At 61.2% G+C, this 17,107-nt stretch carries 16 protein-coding genes; 9 read left to right on the plus strand and 7 right to left on the minus strand.

Annotated features, from left to right (window positions below; all coding sequences use genetic code 11):
• Nucleotide 1: 1 nt before the first annotated feature.
• Both AC0R79_RS12735 and AC0R79_RS12740 read right to left on the minus strand, forming a co-directional pair.
• The gene (locus AC0R79_RS12735; protein ID WP_474734653.1) at nt 2-940 is read right to left on the minus strand and encodes an AraC family transcriptional regulator; all 939 of its coding nucleotides are present in this window, start codon (nt 938-940) and stop codon (nt 2-4) included.
• A gap of 21 nt (nt 941-961) precedes the next feature.
• Nucleotides 962-1,795: an oxidoreductase gene (locus tag AC0R79_RS12740; protein ID WP_474734654.1), complete on the minus strand. Its 834-nt coding sequence runs from the start codon at nt 1,793-1,795 to the stop codon at nt 962-964.
• A 30-nt stretch (nt 1,796-1,825) separates the two neighbouring features.
• Between AC0R79_RS12740 and AC0R79_RS12745 the strand changes: the two genes are divergently transcribed.
• On the plus strand, nt 1,826-1,990 hold the full coding sequence (locus tag AC0R79_RS12745) for a hypothetical protein (RefSeq protein ID WP_474734656.1): 165 nt from the start codon (nt 1,826-1,828) through the stop codon (nt 1,988-1,990).
• Nucleotides 1,987-2,970 (plus strand): alpha/beta hydrolase, encoded by a 984-nt coding sequence (locus AC0R79_RS12750; RefSeq protein ID WP_474734657.1) that lies wholly within the window; start codon nt 1,987-1,989, stop codon nt 2,968-2,970. The genes AC0R79_RS12745 and AC0R79_RS12750 overlap by 4 nt, the downstream gene beginning before the upstream one ends.
• Before the next feature lie 11 nt (nt 2,971-2,981).
• Here AC0R79_RS12750 and AC0R79_RS12755 read toward each other — a convergent pair whose 3' ends face one another.
• Complete coding sequence (locus AC0R79_RS12755) at nt 2,982-3,860, minus strand: LysR family transcriptional regulator (protein WP_064595608.1); 879 nt, start codon at nt 3,858-3,860, stop codon at nt 2,982-2,984.
• A 104-nt stretch (nt 3,861-3,964) separates the two neighbouring features.
• On the opposite strand from AC0R79_RS12755, the gene AC0R79_RS12760 reads away from it, so the two are divergent.
• From AC0R79_RS12760 to AC0R79_RS12775, 4 genes are all read left to right on the plus strand, one after another.
• Nucleotides 3,965-4,390 carry a VOC family protein gene (locus AC0R79_RS12760; protein ID WP_011333668.1) on the plus strand — a complete coding sequence of 142 codons (426 nt, stop codon included), beginning with the start codon at nt 3,965-3,967 and terminating at the stop codon, nt 4,388-4,390.
• Nucleotides 4,391-4,503: 113 nt separating this feature from the next.
• Nucleotides 4,504-5,763 (plus strand): cation:dicarboxylate symporter family transporter, encoded by a 1,260-nt coding sequence (locus AC0R79_RS12765; RefSeq protein ID WP_039771015.1) that lies wholly within the window; start codon nt 4,504-4,506, stop codon nt 5,761-5,763.
• Between the two features lie 109 nt (nt 5,764-5,872).
• On the plus strand, nt 5,873-6,976 hold the full coding sequence (locus AC0R79_RS12770; RefSeq protein ID WP_474734659.1) for an alkene reductase: 1,104 nt from the start codon (nt 5,873-5,875) through the stop codon (nt 6,974-6,976).
• A gap of 73 nt (nt 6,977-7,049) precedes the next feature.
• Complete coding sequence (locus tag AC0R79_RS12775; RefSeq protein WP_011333671.1) at nt 7,050-7,430, plus strand: nuclear transport factor 2 family protein; 381 nt, start codon at nt 7,050-7,052, stop codon at nt 7,428-7,430.
• Between the two features lie 40 nt (nt 7,431-7,470).
• On the opposite strand, the gene AC0R79_RS12780 is transcribed toward AC0R79_RS12775, so the two are convergent.
• Entirely contained in the window at nt 7,471-9,330 is a 1,860-nt protein-coding gene (locus AC0R79_RS12780; protein ID WP_474734662.1) for an ABC transporter ATP-binding protein, read from the minus strand.
• 164 nt (nt 9,331-9,494) lie between these two features.
• Here AC0R79_RS12780 and hchA point away from each other — a divergent pair, with 164 nt between their 5' ends.
• The 3 genes from hchA (at nt 9,495) to AC0R79_RS12795 (ending at nt 14,093) form a co-directional block, all read left to right on the plus strand.
• Nucleotides 9,495-10,373, plus strand: coding sequence for a glyoxalase III HchA (gene hchA, locus AC0R79_RS12785; RefSeq protein ID WP_474734664.1), 879 nt, complete (start codon nt 9,495-9,497; stop codon nt 10,371-10,373).
• Nucleotides 10,370-11,089 carry a PA1136 family autoinducer-binding transcriptional regulator gene (locus tag AC0R79_RS12790; RefSeq protein ID WP_474734666.1) on the plus strand — a complete coding sequence of 240 codons (720 nt, stop codon included), beginning with the start codon at nt 10,370-10,372 and terminating at the stop codon, nt 11,087-11,089. The genes hchA and AC0R79_RS12790 overlap by 4 nt, the downstream gene beginning before the upstream one ends.
• Before the next feature lie 121 nt (nt 11,090-11,210).
• A complete protein-coding gene (locus tag AC0R79_RS12795) occupies nt 11,211-14,093 on the plus strand; it encodes an ATP-binding protein (protein ID WP_474734668.1) in 2,883 nt (960 codons plus the stop codon).
• Here the strand turns inward: AC0R79_RS12795 and AC0R79_RS12800 are convergent.
• From AC0R79_RS12800 to AC0R79_RS12810, 3 genes are all read right to left on the minus strand, one after another.
• On the minus strand, nt 14,080-14,694 hold the full coding sequence (locus AC0R79_RS12800) for a response regulator transcription factor (RefSeq protein ID WP_207985845.1): 615 nt from the start codon (nt 14,692-14,694) through the stop codon (nt 14,080-14,082). The genes AC0R79_RS12795 and AC0R79_RS12800 overlap by 14 nt on opposite strands.
• A 78-nt stretch (nt 14,695-14,772) precedes the next feature.
• On the minus strand, nt 14,773-15,144 hold the full coding sequence (locus tag AC0R79_RS12805; RefSeq protein WP_474734670.1) for a response regulator: 372 nt from the start codon (nt 15,142-15,144) through the stop codon (nt 14,773-14,775).
• The gene (locus tag AC0R79_RS12810; protein ID WP_474734672.1) at nt 15,144-17,105 is read right to left on the minus strand and encodes a PAS domain-containing sensor histidine kinase; all 1,962 of its coding nucleotides are present in this window, start codon (nt 17,103-17,105) and stop codon (nt 15,144-15,146) included. Before AC0R79_RS12810 ends, AC0R79_RS12805 begins: the two co-directional genes overlap by 1 nt.
• Between the last annotated feature and the right edge of the window lie 2 nt (nt 17,106-17,107).

The following is a 17,107-nucleotide window of genomic DNA, read 5'->3' on the forward strand; positions in this document are numbered from 1 at the left end:
GCTAATGCGACGAAACATAAACCGAGGCCGACGTCGGCGCAGGCAACGCATATGTTGCCTTCATCCACTCGATCTCCGCCTGCGGCGTTCGGCCAAAGAACCGTTTGAACTCGCGGCTGAATTGCGAAGCGCTTTCATAGCCGACACTGAACGCCGCCGCTGACGCGGTCATGGCGTGGCGCAACATCAACAGTCGCGCCTGATGCAGGCGTGTCGACTTCAGGTATTGCATGGGTGAGGCGTCCGTCACGCTGCGAAAGTGCAGGTGAAAACTGGGCACGCTCATGCTCGCTTCGCGGGCCAGTTGCTCGACGTCCAGGCGCTCCTGATAGCTGCTGTGGATCTTGCGGATCGCCCGCGTCACCTTGCCGAAGTGTCCCTGTCGATTGAGTGCGGCGCGCATCGAGCCGCCTTGTTCGCCGGTCAGGATGCGGTAGTAGATTTCCCGCAACAGCGACGGCCCCAATATCTGCGCCTCGCACGCATTGCTCATGGCTTCGAGAAAACGCAGTGTCGATGCGCGCAGGCGGTCGTCCATCGGCGAGGCGAACATGCCCTTGGGTGGCGCATCACTCGGGCCGTGAACCTCATCCACCTGCTGCATCAACTCGCTGGCCACCTGGAAATCAAGTTGCATATAGATCGCGAGCATCGGCTCGTCTTCAGAGGCATCGGTCTCCATGGTGAAGGGGATCGGAACCGACACCACCAGGTAATGCTGGGCGTCATAGACGTAGACGTCATCGCCCAGATAGCCGCGCTTCCGGCCCTGACAGAGAATCACGATACCGGGGTCGTACAGCACCGGCGTGCGGGTCAGTGGCCGGTTCGAGCGCAGGAAGCGCACGCCCTCCAGCGCGCTGAGGTTATAGCCCTCGACCGGTGCCAGCGTCTCCATGAGCTGCACCATGCGCGAAGTGCTTGGGTCGGCCTGTTTCATTGCGTTCTCTCTGTGGGCCGTTCAATGGTCGGTGGAACGGGTCAGCGTTTCCCATTGGTCGATCTCGCTGGCGGCGCGTTTCAGCTTGTCGCGCACCAGGCTCAATGCATCGCTGCCCAGCAACAGATGCGCTGGCGGAGCAGGGCTGGCGATGATCTGCAACATCGCCTGCGCCGCTTTGCGCGGATCGCCGAGCTGCTTGCCGCTCTTGTCTTCGCGCGCCTTGCGCACCGGGTCGAAGCTGGCGTCATAGTCGGCAATGCTGCGGGGCGTGCGCTGCATCGAGCGACCGGCCCAGTCGGTCCGAAATGAACCCGGTGCGACGGCGGTCACGAAGATATTGAACGGCGCCAGTTCCTTGCTCAGGGTATCGGAGATGCCTTCGAGCGCAAACTTGCTGCCGCAGTAGTAGGCAATGCCCTGCATCGTGATCGTGCCACCCATCGACGTGATATTGAGAATATGACCCGCCCGCCGCTGACGAAAGAACGGCACAAACGCCTTGGTCACGGCGACCGCACCGAACACATTCACGTCGAACTGGCGGCGCATGTCCTCCAGTGGTGATTCTTCGAAAATGCCTTCGTGCCCGTAGCCGGCGTTGTTGATCAGCACATCGACCGGGCCGTGGGTCGCTTCGACGGTTGCCACGACGCTCTCGATCCGGTCGAAATCCGTGACATCCAGCAGCACGCCGTACGCATTGTCGATGGACAGCGCCTGAAAGGCTTGCAGGTCGGCTTCGCTGCGCACGGTGCCGATGACGCGGTGTCCGGCGGCCAGTGCTTCCTTGGCCAGCGCGTGGCCGAAGCCGCTGCTGACGCCGGTGATGAAGAGGGTTTTGGTGGTGGTCATGACGGGCTCCAGTTCATGCGGTTTCAACTCATGGTATCCATCGAAGAAACACTCACCTATGTCGGTTTGTCTTTGATCATTGCCTATTCCTATCAACGGGGCGAGATGACGGCCAATGAGCTTTTTGCGTTGCTCCAGGCATCCAGGCTGGAACAGACCGCAACCGCTGATATCCTGCGCAACAACCGCCGATGAGCCAGGACGAAATGAAGACATCAACCCGTTGGCCCGCAGACGATAACGAGTTGGCGCAATTGCGCGCGTTCAACCGCAAGCTTGCCCGGCTGCCGCGCTTTCGCATCCGTAATCGCATCACCCCACGGGCGATTCAGTTGCTGTTGCGCCTCAGCCAATTGGGCGGTGCAAGAAAGTTGCTCAAGCACGGGCTCGAGGCCGAGCGAAAAGTGGTGGGTGTCGACGGCGCGTCAGTGCCGGTGCGGATTATTCGGCCAAAGACAAAGGCCAAAGGCGTAGTGCTGGATTTCCATGGTGGCGGCTGGGTCATCGGCAACGCGCAGATGAACGATCCCCTCAACATCGCCATGGTGAAAGCCTGCGACGTGGCAGTGGTCTCGGTCGACTATCGGCTTGTGGTCTCGACTCCGATCGAGGGCGTCATGCAGGACTGCCTCACGGCGACCCGCTGGCTGCTGAGCGATGACTGCCGCGAGTTTGCGAACCTGCCCGTCATCGTCGTGGGCGAGTCGGCAGGCGGCCACCTCGCCGCCGCGACCCTGCTGCAACTCAAACAGTGGCCGGACCTGCTCGAACGGGTGAGCGGGGCGCTGCTGTATTACGGCGTCTACGACCTGACCGGAACCCCCAGCGTACGCAACGCCGGGCCCGATACCTTGCTGCTGGACGGGCCGGGGATGGTTGAAGCGCTGCAAATGCTCACTCCGGGATTGAACGATGAAGAACGCCGGCAGGCGCCGTTGTCACCGCTGTACGGTGACTTCACCGGTTTTCCGCCAGCGTTGATGTTTGCTGCGGAACTGGATCCGCTCAGTGATGACACGCTTGAGTTGGCTGAGCGTTGGGGTAGAGCGGCGGAAGTGGAGGTGCATCTGTTGCCGGAAACCGCACATGGGGTGATTCATTTTCCGCTGGGTTTGGCGGGGAAAGTGCTTGGGTATAGTCGTGCGTGGGTTGCGGGGCGGCTTGTTGAGGGGTGAGCCATCGACCCTCACTCAGCCGCCACCTTGAATTGCTCGAGAATAAGTTCAGCCAATGTCCTGACAGGCTCGGTGAAACTTCGCCGAGGCCTGTGCACCAGTCCGATATCACGATGGAAGGTGTGTTGGCCGAGATCAAGCGCCCGCACACCTGACGGCCATTGCTGATGGGTGGCCGTCTGCGGCACGAGCGCGACCCCTACGCCATTTTCCACCAGCCTGATGATGGCCTCCAGCTCATCCAGCTCAGAGACTTCACGCAAAGTGAAATGCATCTGTCGCAGGAAACGATCGACCTGCCTGCCGCCGAAGGAGGAGCGGTCATAGCGAATGAACGGCAGGCTTGAGAGCAGTTCGATCCAGTCTTCTCCCGGTACGTCCTTGGGCACGATCAGACGGTAGGGTTCAAGCGCCAGCGTGGTCCAGCGCAGATCGCTTTGAAGCGAGAAGGGCGGCCGAATGATCGCTGCCATGTCGATTTCGCCGGTGTCCACCAGATTCACCAGCTCCATTGACAGACCGGGCACGACACGCGTTCGGCATTCCGGGCACTGCTGGTGAAACCTGGCGAGTGCGTCCGGGAGAAACGATCGCTGGACTGAGGCGATTGCGCCGACGTTGACCAGAATGCTGGTGGAAAGACCGACGGTGGTCGATCCCAGGTTGTCGTAAAGACGAAGCAGCTCCTGCGCCTGAAGCAGGACTTGCTGGCCCATTCTGTTGAGGTGGGCCGAGCGTCCTTTTCTGTCGAATATCTCAAAGCCGAGCTCGGCTTCCAGACGTTGAATCTGGGCGCTCACTGCTGCCTGGGTGAGGCCGATCCGGTTGCCGGCAGCCGCGAAAGTGCCTTCCCGCGCGACGGCAATGAGGGTCTTGAGTTCTTTGATCATTCACAAATATTAGTTGTGTTTCTGAGAAATATATATTGATTTTTTTGCTGTCAGTGTCGCCCTACGATGTGCTCACCAACCACAAAAACCGTATCGGAGTCCTGATGAGCCTTTCGCCATTCCACCTCGCCATCCCCGTTTACAACCTGGCTGCAGCCCGCACTTTTTACGGTGAGGTCTTCGGCCTGGAAGAGGGTCGTTCCAGCAACCAATGGGTCGACTTCAACTTTTACGGGCATCAACTGGTGATTCACGAACACCCGAAAACCGCCTCTCAGGAGAGCGTTCACAGCAACCCGGTCGACGGGCACGACGTTCCTGTTCCTCACTTCGGCATCATCCTGGGATGGGAAGAATGGGAAGCGCTGGCAGAGCGCCTCAAGTCTTTCGGTACCGAATTTGTGATCGAACCTTACATTCGATTCAAAGGACAGGTTGGCGAGCAAGCCACCATGTTCCTGTTCGACCCTTGCGGCAATGCCCTCGAATTCAAGGCCTTCAAGGATATGAGCCAGCTCTTCGCCAAGTAAGAAACGCAATGGCACAACGGCGTTGTGCCATTTGATCTCAAGTGAGCTGGAAGCTCATGACTCTAGCAACTGCCGATTGATGCAGTCCTTTCATTCCAACAAGAAGGCTAGACATGAAACGTATTCCCCTGGTGTGGCAAATCGTTGCCGGGCTGTTGCTTGGCGTGCTCGTTGGTTGGTACTTCAATACCCATCCGCAGTACCAGTCGTGGGTCAGCACGGAGATCCTGAAACCGCTTGGCGATATCTTCATCAAGATGATGAAGATGGTGGTCGTGCCTATCGTGTTCTGTTGCATGATCCTGGGTATCGCCGGAGGCGGGGATAACAAGTCGTTCGGCCGGATGGGCATCAAGTCGCTGGGCTATTTCTTTGCGATCACCGGCCTGGCCATCGTGATCGGCCTGTGTTTCGCGAACCTCTTCGAACCCGGTACGGGCACCGATATTTCGGGCATCGCACACGGTGCTGCCGCCATCACGATGGAGCCTTCGAAGGGCGCGCTCGTGATTGTGCAAAACATCGTTCCGGATAACGTTCTGGTGGCGATGTCCGAGGCGAAGTTGCTTTCGGTGCTGTTCTTCGCGGTGTTGTTCGGTGTCGCGCTCAACGCATTGCCCAGGGAGAAAAGTGCACCTGTGGTTGCGCTGGTCCAAGGCATTTCGGATGCGATGTTCAGGATCGTCTCGATCGTCATGGCCTATGCCCCGATAGGGGTGTTCGGCATGATCGGTGCGACCGTCGCTACCTTCGGCTTTGCCTCTTTGCTGCCCTTGCTCAAGTTGATTGGAGTGGTCTATCTGGCGCTGATCGTCTTTGCATTGGTGGTACTCGGAGGAATCAGTTACCTGATCGGCGAGAACATCTTCAAGTTGATCAGGTATTTCCGCGACGAGTTGATTCTTGCGTTCTCCAGTGCTGCCTCTGCAGCGGTCATGCCGCAGTTGATGAGCAAGCTGGAGAACTACGGCGTACCACGGCGCATTGTCAGTTTTGTGGTGCCAGTGGGGTACGCGTTCAACCTCGATGGCGCGTCGATCTTCCTCGGCGTGGCGACAATTTTCATCGCCCAGCTTTATGGAATCGATCTGTCGCTTTCTCAGGAAATCCTGCTGGTGGTGACCATGGTGCTGACCTCCAAAGGCGCTGCCGGGGTGCCTGGATTCGCCATCGTCATCCTGTCGGCCACGTTGGCGTCTGCCGGTCTTCCGCTGGAGGGCGTGGCACTGATCGCCGGTATCTTCAGGATTATCGACAGCGGCACCACCACCCTGAATGTGTTGGGCAATGCGATTGCGCCCCTGGTGATCGCCAAGTGGGAGAGGGTGACTCTTGAGCCTTCGCGTACCCGCCCGGACGTACAAAAGGCCTGACGATCACAAGGAGCACTGACGGCGCTGCACGAGTAAACGCCTGCTGATGTACAGGCGATTTTTTTCATCAAGTTACTAGACGACCGGTCTGATATTGAAGGTATGCAACATGATTGATAACAGTCGCAACACGGATCTTTTTTCTCCCATGCAAATGGGCGCCCTGCAATTGGCCAACCGGATTGTCATGGCGCCCGTGACTCGCAGCCGGATGGCTGAAGACGGTGTTCCGAACGAACTGCACGCGACTTACTACGCACAGCGCGCGAGTGCCGGCCTGATCATTGCCGAAGCGACAAACATTTCGGCGCAGGGGCGCGGCTACGCCATGACGCCGGGGATCTGGTCGGACGCGCAGGTGGCGGGCTGGAGAAAAGTCACGGACGCCGTCCATGCCGCAGGTGGCAGGATTGTCAGCCAGTTGTGGCACGTGGGGCGTTTTTCCAGCGTCGAGTTACAGCCTGACGGCGCCGCTCCCGTTGCGCCCTCGGCGATCAAGGCAGAAGGCAGCACCTACACCGAGAACGGCTTCGTCGAAGTGTCGACGCCCCGGGCGCTGGAGACTTCGGAGATGCCCGGCATCATTGAGCAATACAAGCGCGCCGCTGAAAATGCCAGGCGTGCCGGTTTCGATGGCGTGGAGGTTCATTCGGCGAACAGCTATCTGCTCGACCAGTTTCTGCGTGACTCGACCAATCAGCGTACTGACCGGTACGGCGGCACCATTGAGAACCGCGCCCGACTGACGCTTGAAGTCACTGAAGCGGTGATTTCGATCAGGGGCAGTGACCGCGTCGGCATCCGTCTTTCGCCGGTAACGCCCGATGCCGGAAACACGCCTCCCGACAGCAATGTCATGGCGACTTACGGATATCTGATTCAGCAGCTCAACCGACTCAATCTGGCCTATCTGCACTTCGTTGAAGGCGCCACCGCGACTTCGCGCACGGTTCCTGATGGCGTTGATCTGGATGCATTGAGCGCGCAGTTCGAAGGCCCCTTCATCGGCAATAACAACTACGACCTCGAGATGGCACTGAAGCGCCGGGCACAGGGCCGGATTGACGCGGTGGCGTTCGGGCGCCTGTTCATTTCCAACCCCGACCTCGTGGAGCGTCTGCGTCGGGGTACCGAACTGACCATCGCGCCACGCGAGAGCTACTACGGCGGCGGCGCCAAGGGCTACACCGACTGGCCAACGGCTGACCATTGATTTGTGCGCCCTGCACCGGATCGGCGCAGGGCGGCTTGATTGAAAAAACATTCACAGCAAACAGGAGTTCATCATGAGCCATCCAACTTACGTGCAGGAATACAACGCAATCGTCGAAGTGCTCAGCCAGTACAACGAAGGTGGAGCAAAGGCTGACAGCGCCTTGATGAAGCCCGCGTTCAATGCGCAGGCGACCATGTTCGGGGTTGACGACGGCAAGCTCGTCGGCGGCGCGATCCAGAATCTGTATGACGTCATCGACAGCGCGTTTCGTCCATCTCCTGAAGCCGAAGCCGCGATCGTCCGCATCGACATCGTCGGCACGGCCGCGAGTGCCCGGGTCGATACCGACAACGTGTCGGGGTTCCGTTTCACCGACTTCTTCAACCTGCTGAAGGTAGACGGCAAGTGGACGATCGTCAGCAAGATCTACCACACGCACCCGAGCGTCTGAGTCCTCGTCTTCTGCCCCGGCAGTACCGGGGCAGCACCGTTTACGCCTGATCCATCGCCTCGGCCACGCCCTGATCCTCACCCAGAAACCCGCCACTCTGATGCTGCCACAGCCGCGCATAGGTGCCGTTTTTCGCCAGCAGTTCGGTGTGGGTGCCTTGCTCGATGATCCGTCCCTCATCCATGACGATCAGTCGATCCATCGCCGCAATCGTCGACAGTCGATGGGCGATGGCGATCACGGTCTTGCCCTGCATCATTTCATCGAGGCTTTCCTGAATGGCGACTTCGACTTCGGAATCCAGGGCGCTGGTCGCTTCGTCCAGTAGAAGGATCGGAGCGTTCTTGAGCATCACCCGGGCGATGGCGATGCGTTGGCGCTGGCCGCCGGAAAGCTTGATGCCGCGTTCGCCCACCAGCGTGTCGTAGCCGGTGTGGCCCTGGCGGTCGCTGAGCTGGTTGATGAAACCGTCGGCCTGGGCGTTGGCGGCAGCGCGCTGGATTTGTGCGTCAGTCGCGTCCGGACGGCCGTAGGCGATGTTGTCGCGAATCGAGCGGTGCAGCAGGGACGTGTCCTGAGTGACCATGCCGATCGCGCTGCGCAGACTGTCCTGTGTCACCTGCGCGATGTTTTGCCCGTCGATGCGAATCTCGCCACGGTCCACATCATAGAAGCGCAGCAGCAGGTTGATCAGCGTGGATTTACCGGCACCGGAACGGCCCACCAGACCGATTTTCTCCCCCGGCTGGATGCTCAGGCTCAAGCCGTCGAGCACCTGACGTTCGCCGTTGTAATTGAAGCTGACGTTGTCGAATTCCACGGCGCCGCCGGAAGGTACCAGCACGCCGGCGTCCGGCGCGTCCTGCACCTTGGGGCCACGGGTCAGGGTGTCCATGCCGTCCTGCACGGTGCCGATGTTTTCGAACAGCGACGTCATCTGCCACATGATCCAGTGCGACATGCCATTGATGCGCAACGCCATGGCCGTAATCGCTGCCACGGCCCCGGTGCCGACTTCGCCCTGATGCCACAGCCACAACGCGTAGCCGCCGGCGCCCATGATCAGCCCGACGACCAGCGCCTGATTGACGATTTCGAACTGGCTGACCAGACGCATCTGGCGAAAACCGGTCTGCTTGAAGTCCTCCATTGCCGCCCGCGCAAAGTGCGCTTCACGTTTGGAGTGGGAGAACAGTTTCACGGTGGTGATGTTGGTGTAGGCATCCGAAACCCGGCCCGTCATCGATGACCGCGCATGGGCCTGTTCTTGCCCGACCTGGCCCAGGCGTGGCACGAAATACAGCATCGCCAGCCCGAACAGCGCGACCCAGGCAATGAACGGCAGCATGAGTTTCAGGGCGAAACCGCCGGCCAGGGCGATGATCGCAATGAAGTAGACGCCGATGCCCGGTGCGATTTCGATAACGGTGAACAGCACCTCGCGCACGGCAAGTGCCGTCTGCATAACCTTGGTCGTGACCCGGCCGGAAAACTCATCGGAAAAGAACGAAAGGCTCTGCCGCAGCATCAGCCGATGGAAGTCCCAGCGCAGGCGCAGCGGCAGATTGATCGCCAACACCTGATGCTGAACCATGGTGCGCAGCGCCACCAGCCCGACGCTGGTCAGCAATACGATGCCGATGCCCCACAGCACGCGGCTCTCCTGGCCGTTCACATCGCCGCCGGCCTGCCAGGCCGAGAGCAGGTCCACGACCTGACCCAGAAAGGAAAACAACCAGGCTTCGTAGATCGACACACCGGCACTGAGCAGCGCGAGCGCGAAGATATAACCGCGAGCGCCGCGGGTGCAGGCCCACAGGAATCGCGCCAGACCGACCGGCGGTGGCGGCGCTTCGTCGGGCGGGAAGGGGTCGAGCCGTTGTTCAAACAGGCGAAGCATTGTGGGTCTCCGAATTCATCAGTTGCGGGGATTCTGCCACTTATCGATCACATTGAGGGGCTGCAGGTTCAGCGCATGATTTTTTGAGGGAAAACCCTCATTGTTGTAACGCTGACGCCTTACTAGCATGAACTCCGACATTGACCCACTCGATGGAGAGCACCATGGCTACCACGCAGACTGACGACAAGCGCCCAACCCCCGATCCGGCCGAGGACAACGCGTTTTTCCCCTCGCCGTACTCCCTCAGCCAGTTCACTTCGCCCAAATCCGATCTCAGTGATGCCGAGTACCCCAATCGCTACAAGGGCGGGCGCTGGAAGGTCCTGATGATTGGCGCGGACGAGCGCTATCTGTTGACCGACAACGGCACGATGTTCTCCACGGGCAATCACCCGGTTGAAACGCTGCTGCCGATGTATCACCTCGACAAGGCCGGTTTTGGCTTCGACGTCGCGACGCTGTCGGGCAATCCGGTCAAGTTCGAATTCTGGGCCATGCCCTCGGAAGACGCCGAAGTGAAGGACTTCTACGAGCAATACCGCGATCAGTTCAAGCGTCCACTCAAGCTGTCCCAGGTGATCGAAGAAGCGCTGGGCGAGAACTCGGACTACATCGGCGTGTTCATCCCCGGCGGCCACGGTGCGCTGATCGGCCTGCCGGAAAGCGAGGACGTGAAGAAAGTCCTGCAATGGGCCGTCGCCAAGGACAAATTCGTCATCACTCTGTGCCACGGCCCGGCGGCGCTGCTGGCGGCCGGCCTCGGTGAAACAAAAGATTCATGCATCTTCAATGGCTACCGGATCTGCGCGTTTCCCGATGCACTGGACGCGACAACCCCTGACATCGGTTACATGCCCGGCCACCTGACCTGGAAGTTCGGTGAGCAGTTGCAGGCACTCGGTGTGGAAATCACCAACCAGGACATTTCCGGGGCCACGCTTCAGGATCGCAAACTGCTGACCGGTGACAGTCCACTGGCGGGCAACGCGCTGGGCAAACTGGCGGCGGCAGCGCTCCTGAAAGAGGTCACGTCGGGGTGAACCCCGGACCTGCCGAAGCGCTCTTGCGCGCCGCCCTCGACATCGAGGCGGCGCCCACGCTGGTGGCGATCCAGAAGGCCGTCCGCAGTTTCGCCGGGGCCTATGGTTACGATCGATTCGTTCTGTTCTCCGCCACCTCGGCGTCGGAGGACGTGGTCGAGCGCATTTACTGGGTGGAAGGCGACTGGTTTGGCGACGGCATCGCTGTCGACGCCCAGACCTACGTTCAGCGCTGCCCCGTGACCCGCCACCTGCTGGACACCCGCGAATCGTTCTTCTGGAGCAAGGTGCAGGAGGAGAGCGGCGAACTGTATCGAGTGGTTCGCGTGCCGAGTGGCCCGGGCGTGCATGGCTTGCAGATTCCGGTCTTCGGCCCGCAGGGGCTTGAAGGCGCCATGAGTCTGGGGGGCGAACAGATCGATGCGTCGGCGCGGATTCGTCTGGCACTGGGCATGCTCGCCACAGTGGCGTTTTCCTCTGCACGACGCTTGCTCGAAGCGCCGCTGGACGAGACGGCCGGAAAACTCTCGACCCGCGAGCGCGAAGTGCTGGCGTGGGTCGCTGCCGGTCGGCGGCAGGCCGACATTGCTGCCACCCTCGGCCTGTCCGGGCGCACGGTGGAAAATCACCTGCGTTCGGCCCGTCGACATCTGGGCGTGGCAACCACCGCCCAGGCCATCAAGATTGCCATTCGCAAGGGTGAAATAAAGGGGTGAGGTTCTCACTCTGCCGGTCCCGTGCTTGAACGGCGGTGCAAAACTCCTATGATGCAAAGGGCCTGCGCCGGCTGTCTGTAACCGGCGCCGCCCCCTACGTTTTTAAGAGAGATCGATCCTCGTGGAGTCTTTTCCGGACGCATTGCACGAATCCCTCACGACCCAATTCATTTTCGGTCCTTTCTGTGTTGTTCCAGGCAAACGGCTGCTGACCCGCAACGGGGTGGCGGTCGAGATCGGCGGGCGGGCGCTGGACCTGTTGATCGCTTTGCTCGAGCAACCGGGACGCGTGCTGTCCAAGTACGACCTGATCGACAAGGTGTGGCCCGACAGCGTGGTGGCCGAAGGCAGCCTGCGCTTTCATATGACTGGCCTGCGGCGGATTCTCGGCGATGGCGAGGAGCAGACGCGCTACATCGCGACCCAGGTGGGCGTGGGTTATGCCTTCGTCGCGCCGCTGGAAAGAAAACAGACCGCCGTTCAACCGGCGCCCATCGCGCCCCGGGCCATCGAGGGCGTGTGCAGTCTGCCGCCCCGGGCCAGACTGATCGGCCGCGAGACCGATCTGCAACTGGTCATCGACCACATGCAGCAACCGAGGCTGTTCACCATCGTCGGCCCCGGCGGCGTCGGCAAGACCAGCCTGGCCATCGAAGTGGCGCACCGCATCGCCGCCCAAGGCTACGAGCGCGTCAGCTTCGTCGATCTGGCGCAAGTGGAAGACTGCGCGCTGGTGCCGTCGGCACTGGCCCGGTCACTGGATATCCCGGTGCAGGCCGAGGACCCGATGTTTGTCCTGCTCGCGCATTTGCGTGAGCAGCGACTGATGTTGGTGATCGACAACTGCGAACACCTGATCGACGCGGTATCGACCCTCCTGGAGCAGATCAGCGACACCGCGCCGGATGTCGGGGTTCTGGCCACCAGTCGCGAGCCGCTGCGAGTACGTGGCGAATACGTGCACTGGCTCAATCCGCTGGAATTTCCCCGTGAGCCGCAACACCTTTCCGTTGAGGAACTGCTGGCATTCCCGGCTATCAAGCTGTTTGTCGAGCGTGCGTCGTTGAGCAATGCGGCGCTATTGCTGGAAGCGAGCGGAGGGCAAATGATTGCGGACATTTGCCAACGGCTGGAGGGCATGGCGCTGCCGATCGAACTGGCGGCGATGCGGGTCGCCAGCCACGGATTGAAGGCCACCCACGCGTTGCTCGGCGAGCGTTTCTCACTGGGCTGGTCGGGGCGCAGGACGGCGGTGCCGCGCCATCAGACCCTGCGCGCCATGCTCGACTGGAGTTATGACCTGCTGTCGCCGCAAGAGCGTCTGGCGCTGGAGCGGTTTTCGGTCTTCGTCGGGCCGTTCTCCCAGGAAGCCGCCGCTCAGGTGGTGGCCGAGTCGCAACACGAAAGCGCCACGGCGGCGGCGATCCTTGATGATCTGGTGTGCAAGGGGCTGGTCACGGTCGATCACAGCGACTCGACGGATTCGTATCGCTTGCTGGAGATGACGCGCGCCTACGCCCGGGAGAAATTGACCGCGCGAGGCGAGACCGAGGTCAATGCGCTGGCGTTCCGGCACGCGGCGTTTTACATGGACCTGCTCGGGCATCTGGGGACTTCGCCCGACGAGATTTTCCGTCACTCGGCGCGATTGGCCAGTCAGTTGGGCAATGTTCGCGGTGCGCTGGAATGGAGCTTCGGCCCCCACGGTGATCCGGGTCTGGCGTTGCCGCTGGCGGCCGGGAGCGCGCCGTTGTTCCTGCATTTTTCATTGCTGGTCGAGTGCCGAACCTGGTGTTCCCGGGCGGTGGAACTGCTGGAACTGGGGTACTACGGCACGCCCACCGAAATGGAACTGCAAGCCGCGCTCGGCCTGGTGCTGATGTTCACCCGTGGCAACAGTGAAGCCGCCGAAAAAGCCTTGCTCCGGGCGCAAGACATTGCCGTCGCGCTGAACGACTACGGCTCACAATTGCGACTGCTGGGCCGCTTGCAGATTTTCTACGAGCGCATCGGTGATTTCCCTTCGTCGCTGGCCTGGGCAGAGCAGGCAGCCGTGGTCGGCAACATCCTCAACGAGCCCGCCGCCATCGCGATTGCTTCATCGCTGACCGGCATCTCCCATCATCTGCTCGGCAATCAGCGTCTGGCCCGCCAGGAACTGGAAAGCTCGTTGCGCAACAGCTTGCCGTCCCATCCCAGCAACACGATTTACTACGGCTTCGATCACCGCAATCGCACGGGGCTGGCGCTGGCGCGTTCACTCTGGCTGCAGGGCTATCCCGATCAGGCCCGGCGCTGGGCCGAGCAGATAGAGGCCGAAGCGTCAGCGCTGCAGCATCCGGTCACCTACTGCATCGCCATGGTCTGGATCTTGTGCATCTATATTTGGACCGGTGATCTGGCGAAGGCCACCGCGAGTCTTGAACGGTTCAGCGCCATCGCCGAAACCAACGCGCTCGGCCCCTACATTGCCGCCTGTCACGGGTTGCGCGCGGCGATCGCCATCCGCGCCGAGGAGCCGGGGGATGCCGTTGCCATGCTGGAGGAAAGTCTGGCGCGGTTGCGGGGCATGCGTTACGAACTGCTCACGACCTCATTCGAAATCGCACTGGCCGAAGGCCTGATGCTGGTGGGCCAACACCCAAAGGCACTGACCCTGGTCGACGGCACCATCGATCACTGCCGGCGAAGCGGTGATGCCTTTGCACTGCCAGAGTTGCTGCGAATCAAGGCCGGTATTCTCAAGGTCATCCAGGCCGATGATGTTCAGGCCATGCTGGCGGTTCTTGAGGATTCCATTGCGCTGAGCCGCGAGCAGGGCGCCTGGGCGTGGGAGTTGCGGTCATCGATGGATCTGGCCCGGTTCTGGCTTGAACAGGGTCAACCGGATCAGGCCCGGACGTTGCTCGGTGCCTGCCGCGAGCGGGCTTCGGAAGGCTTCGACAGCCTTGATCTGCGTCGGCTGGAAAGTTTCTGGCAGAGCCTGCCCGTCACGCAGGCGTAATCAGGGCGGCCATTTTCACCAGGTCCGCCAGCGAGCGGGCCTTCATCTTGCGCATCACCTTGCCGCGATGCGCCTTGACGGTGATTTCGCTGATGTTGAGGTCGGCGGCAATCAGTTTGTTCAGCCGCCCGCTGACCACCGAAGCCATGATCTCCTGCTCGCGCGGCGTCAGGGTCTTGTAGGCCTCGAGCAGTGAGCGCAGGTTCTTTTCTCCCTCCAGCGCCACACGACTGCTTTGCAGCGCATCGGCCATGGCGGCGAGGATCACATCGTCATTGAACGGTTTGGTCAGAAACTCCACCGCGCCGGCCTTCAAGGCCCGCACCGTGCGCGGAATATCGCCGTAGCCGGTGATGAAGATGATCGGCATGTTGTGGCGTTCATCGGCAAGGGCGGTCTGCAGATCGAGGCCGCTCAGGTCGGGCAGGTTGATGTCCAGCACCAGACAACTGGGCACCAGCGCCCGGGGTGCGTCGAGAAAATCCTGCGCGGACTCGAACAGCCGTGGCTGCCATCCGGCGAAGCGGATCATCAGCTCCAGCGACTCGCGCACGGAAATGTCGTCATCGACAACGAATACGACGGGCGTGACATCACTCATCGGTAATGCTCCACGGGAAGGGGCGATTGCGTTGTTCGCGTTCAACATATCGATTCCTTGTTCTGTTCGGCTTCACACTCAGTCGAGGGGCAGGGCGGCGCTCAGGGCCTTGAGCAATTGGGCTTCGCTGAAGGGTTTGAACAGGCATTCCACGGCGCCACTGTTCAGCAGCTTCGCCTGTTCGCTGGCGTCGCCGTGCGCGGTGATGAAAATCACCGGAATGCGATAGTCACGGCGCAGCAGCTCCCGTTGCAGATCCGGGCCCGACATGCCCGGCATGGCCACGTCGAGAATCAGGCAGTGCGTCAGGTCCAGATAGGGTGATGACAGAAACGCCTGCGCCGAGGAAAACGCCTGGACGGCAAAACCGAATTCCTTGATCAGGTCAGGCAGTGATTCACGAACCGATTCGTCGTCATCGACCACCGATACGAGCAAATGCGTACCCATCAATCATTCTCCACGGTGCGATCGGCGAGGTCGCGGTTATCGGTTTGCGGCAAGTCCGTCGAATTCGGGATGGCAAAGGTAAACGTCGTACCCGGGCCGTCGTTGGCGCTGGCCCAGAGTTTGCCGTCGTGGCGCTCGATGATCGATCGACTGATGGACAGACCGACGCCCATGCCTGAGCTTTTGGTGGTGTAGAACGCATTGAAAATGCGCTCGATGTCCTGCGGATCGACGCCGTTGCCGCTGTCTTTCACCGCCAGGTAAACGCTCTCGTCCGCCCCAAGGCCGGTGCTGACGATCAATTGTCGGGGCCGACCGTGGATCGCGCTCATGGCCTCGGCGGCATTCATGATCAAGTTGAGGATCACCTGCTGAAGCTGGACCCGGTCGCCCCTGACCAGCGGCAGGGCTTCGGCAAATTGCGGGTGCAGCACCACGCCGTTGCGTTGCAGCTCGCCCAATAGCATGGCGATGACTTCCCGTGCCGCGTCATTCAGATTGACGTCTTCAATCGTGATGCTTTTCTTTGAGAACAGTGCCCGCAGTCGGTTGATCACATCGGCCGCGCGATTGCCGTCGCGAATGGTGCGGCGCGCGGTTTCCCTGGCGCCGTCGACATTCGGCGGGTCCGCACCAAGCATGCGCAGGCAGGTGCTGGCGTTGGTGATGATGCCGGCCAGCGGTTGATTGACCTCGTGGGCAATCGACGCCGTGACCGCGCCAAGGCTGGCGACCCTGGCCAGGTGCGTCAGCTCCGAGCGCGCCTTGCTCAGGACCTCTTCGGCGAGCCGGCGCTGGGTGATGTCCTGCAGGGCGGCGATGTATTCGAAACCGTCCGGCGCATGGGCGATCGAGTGCGCCACCAGCCGCACGTATTTCACCGTGCCGTCGGGCATCAGCAGCCGATGTTCGTGTTCGAAGTCACGCCCCTTGCGGCGCTGGCGCTTGATCATTTCCCGATGGCTGGAGATGTCGTCCGGATGCACGCGACGATAGATCGCCTCGAAACCGGGCGGGGTGTCCGGGTCCAGTTCAAGGATGCGGTAGACCTCGTCCGACCAGGTGATCTCGTCGGTGCTCACCCGCCAGGAAAACGTACCGGTGGCGCTCAGGCGTTGGGCCTTGGCCAGAAAGACTTCCGCCCGCTTGCGGTCTTCGATATCGGTGTTCTCGCCATACCAGCGCACGATCCGCCCCGTGTCATCACGCTGGGGCACGGCGCGAATCAGGAACCAGCGGTAAACGCCGTCGAAGCGTCTCAGTCGGGCCTCGTATTCACCGGCGCTGCCCGATTGCAGAATCCCTTGCCAATAATCCTCCAGGCCCGGGGCGTCGTCCGGGTGGGTGGGTGCCGTCCAGCCGTCACCGCAGGCCTGTTCGAGTGACATGCCGGTGTAGTCGCACCAGCGTCGATTGACGAAGCCGACGCTGCCTTCGGGCGAGGCACTCCAGACAAAACCGGGTACGGCATCGATGATCCCGCGCAGACGTTCTTCCGAAGCGCTGACTTCGGCGAGGGCATTGGCGATCAAGACCTTGTCCCGCCGGCGCTCATCGATATCGACCTGCAAAACGCACCAGCGTGTGATGGTGCCTTCGCTGTCTCTGATCGGCAGGCCGCGCACATGGAACCAGCGATAGACACCGTCGGCGCGACGGATGCGATGTTCGACTTCATAGGGCGTGCCGGTGTCGACCGAATGCATCCACGCGGCGATGACCGAGGGCAGGTCGTCCGGGTGCACGGTCACGCTGGCCTGCCAGTTTTTCAGCTCGTGGAGCGGGGCGCCGATGTAATCCAGGATGGGCCGGTTGACCTGTTCCAGCTCACCGGAAGGCGTCATGAAGGCGACCATGGCCGGGATGCTGTCGATGATGGCTTCGACCCCCGGCATGGGCATGATCTCGTCACTGGCGCGGTCCGGACCGTCCTCGATGACGCGCTCCTGCTCGTTCGTCATAC

Source organism: Pseudomonas sp. HD57-3 (assembly GCF_056113135.1).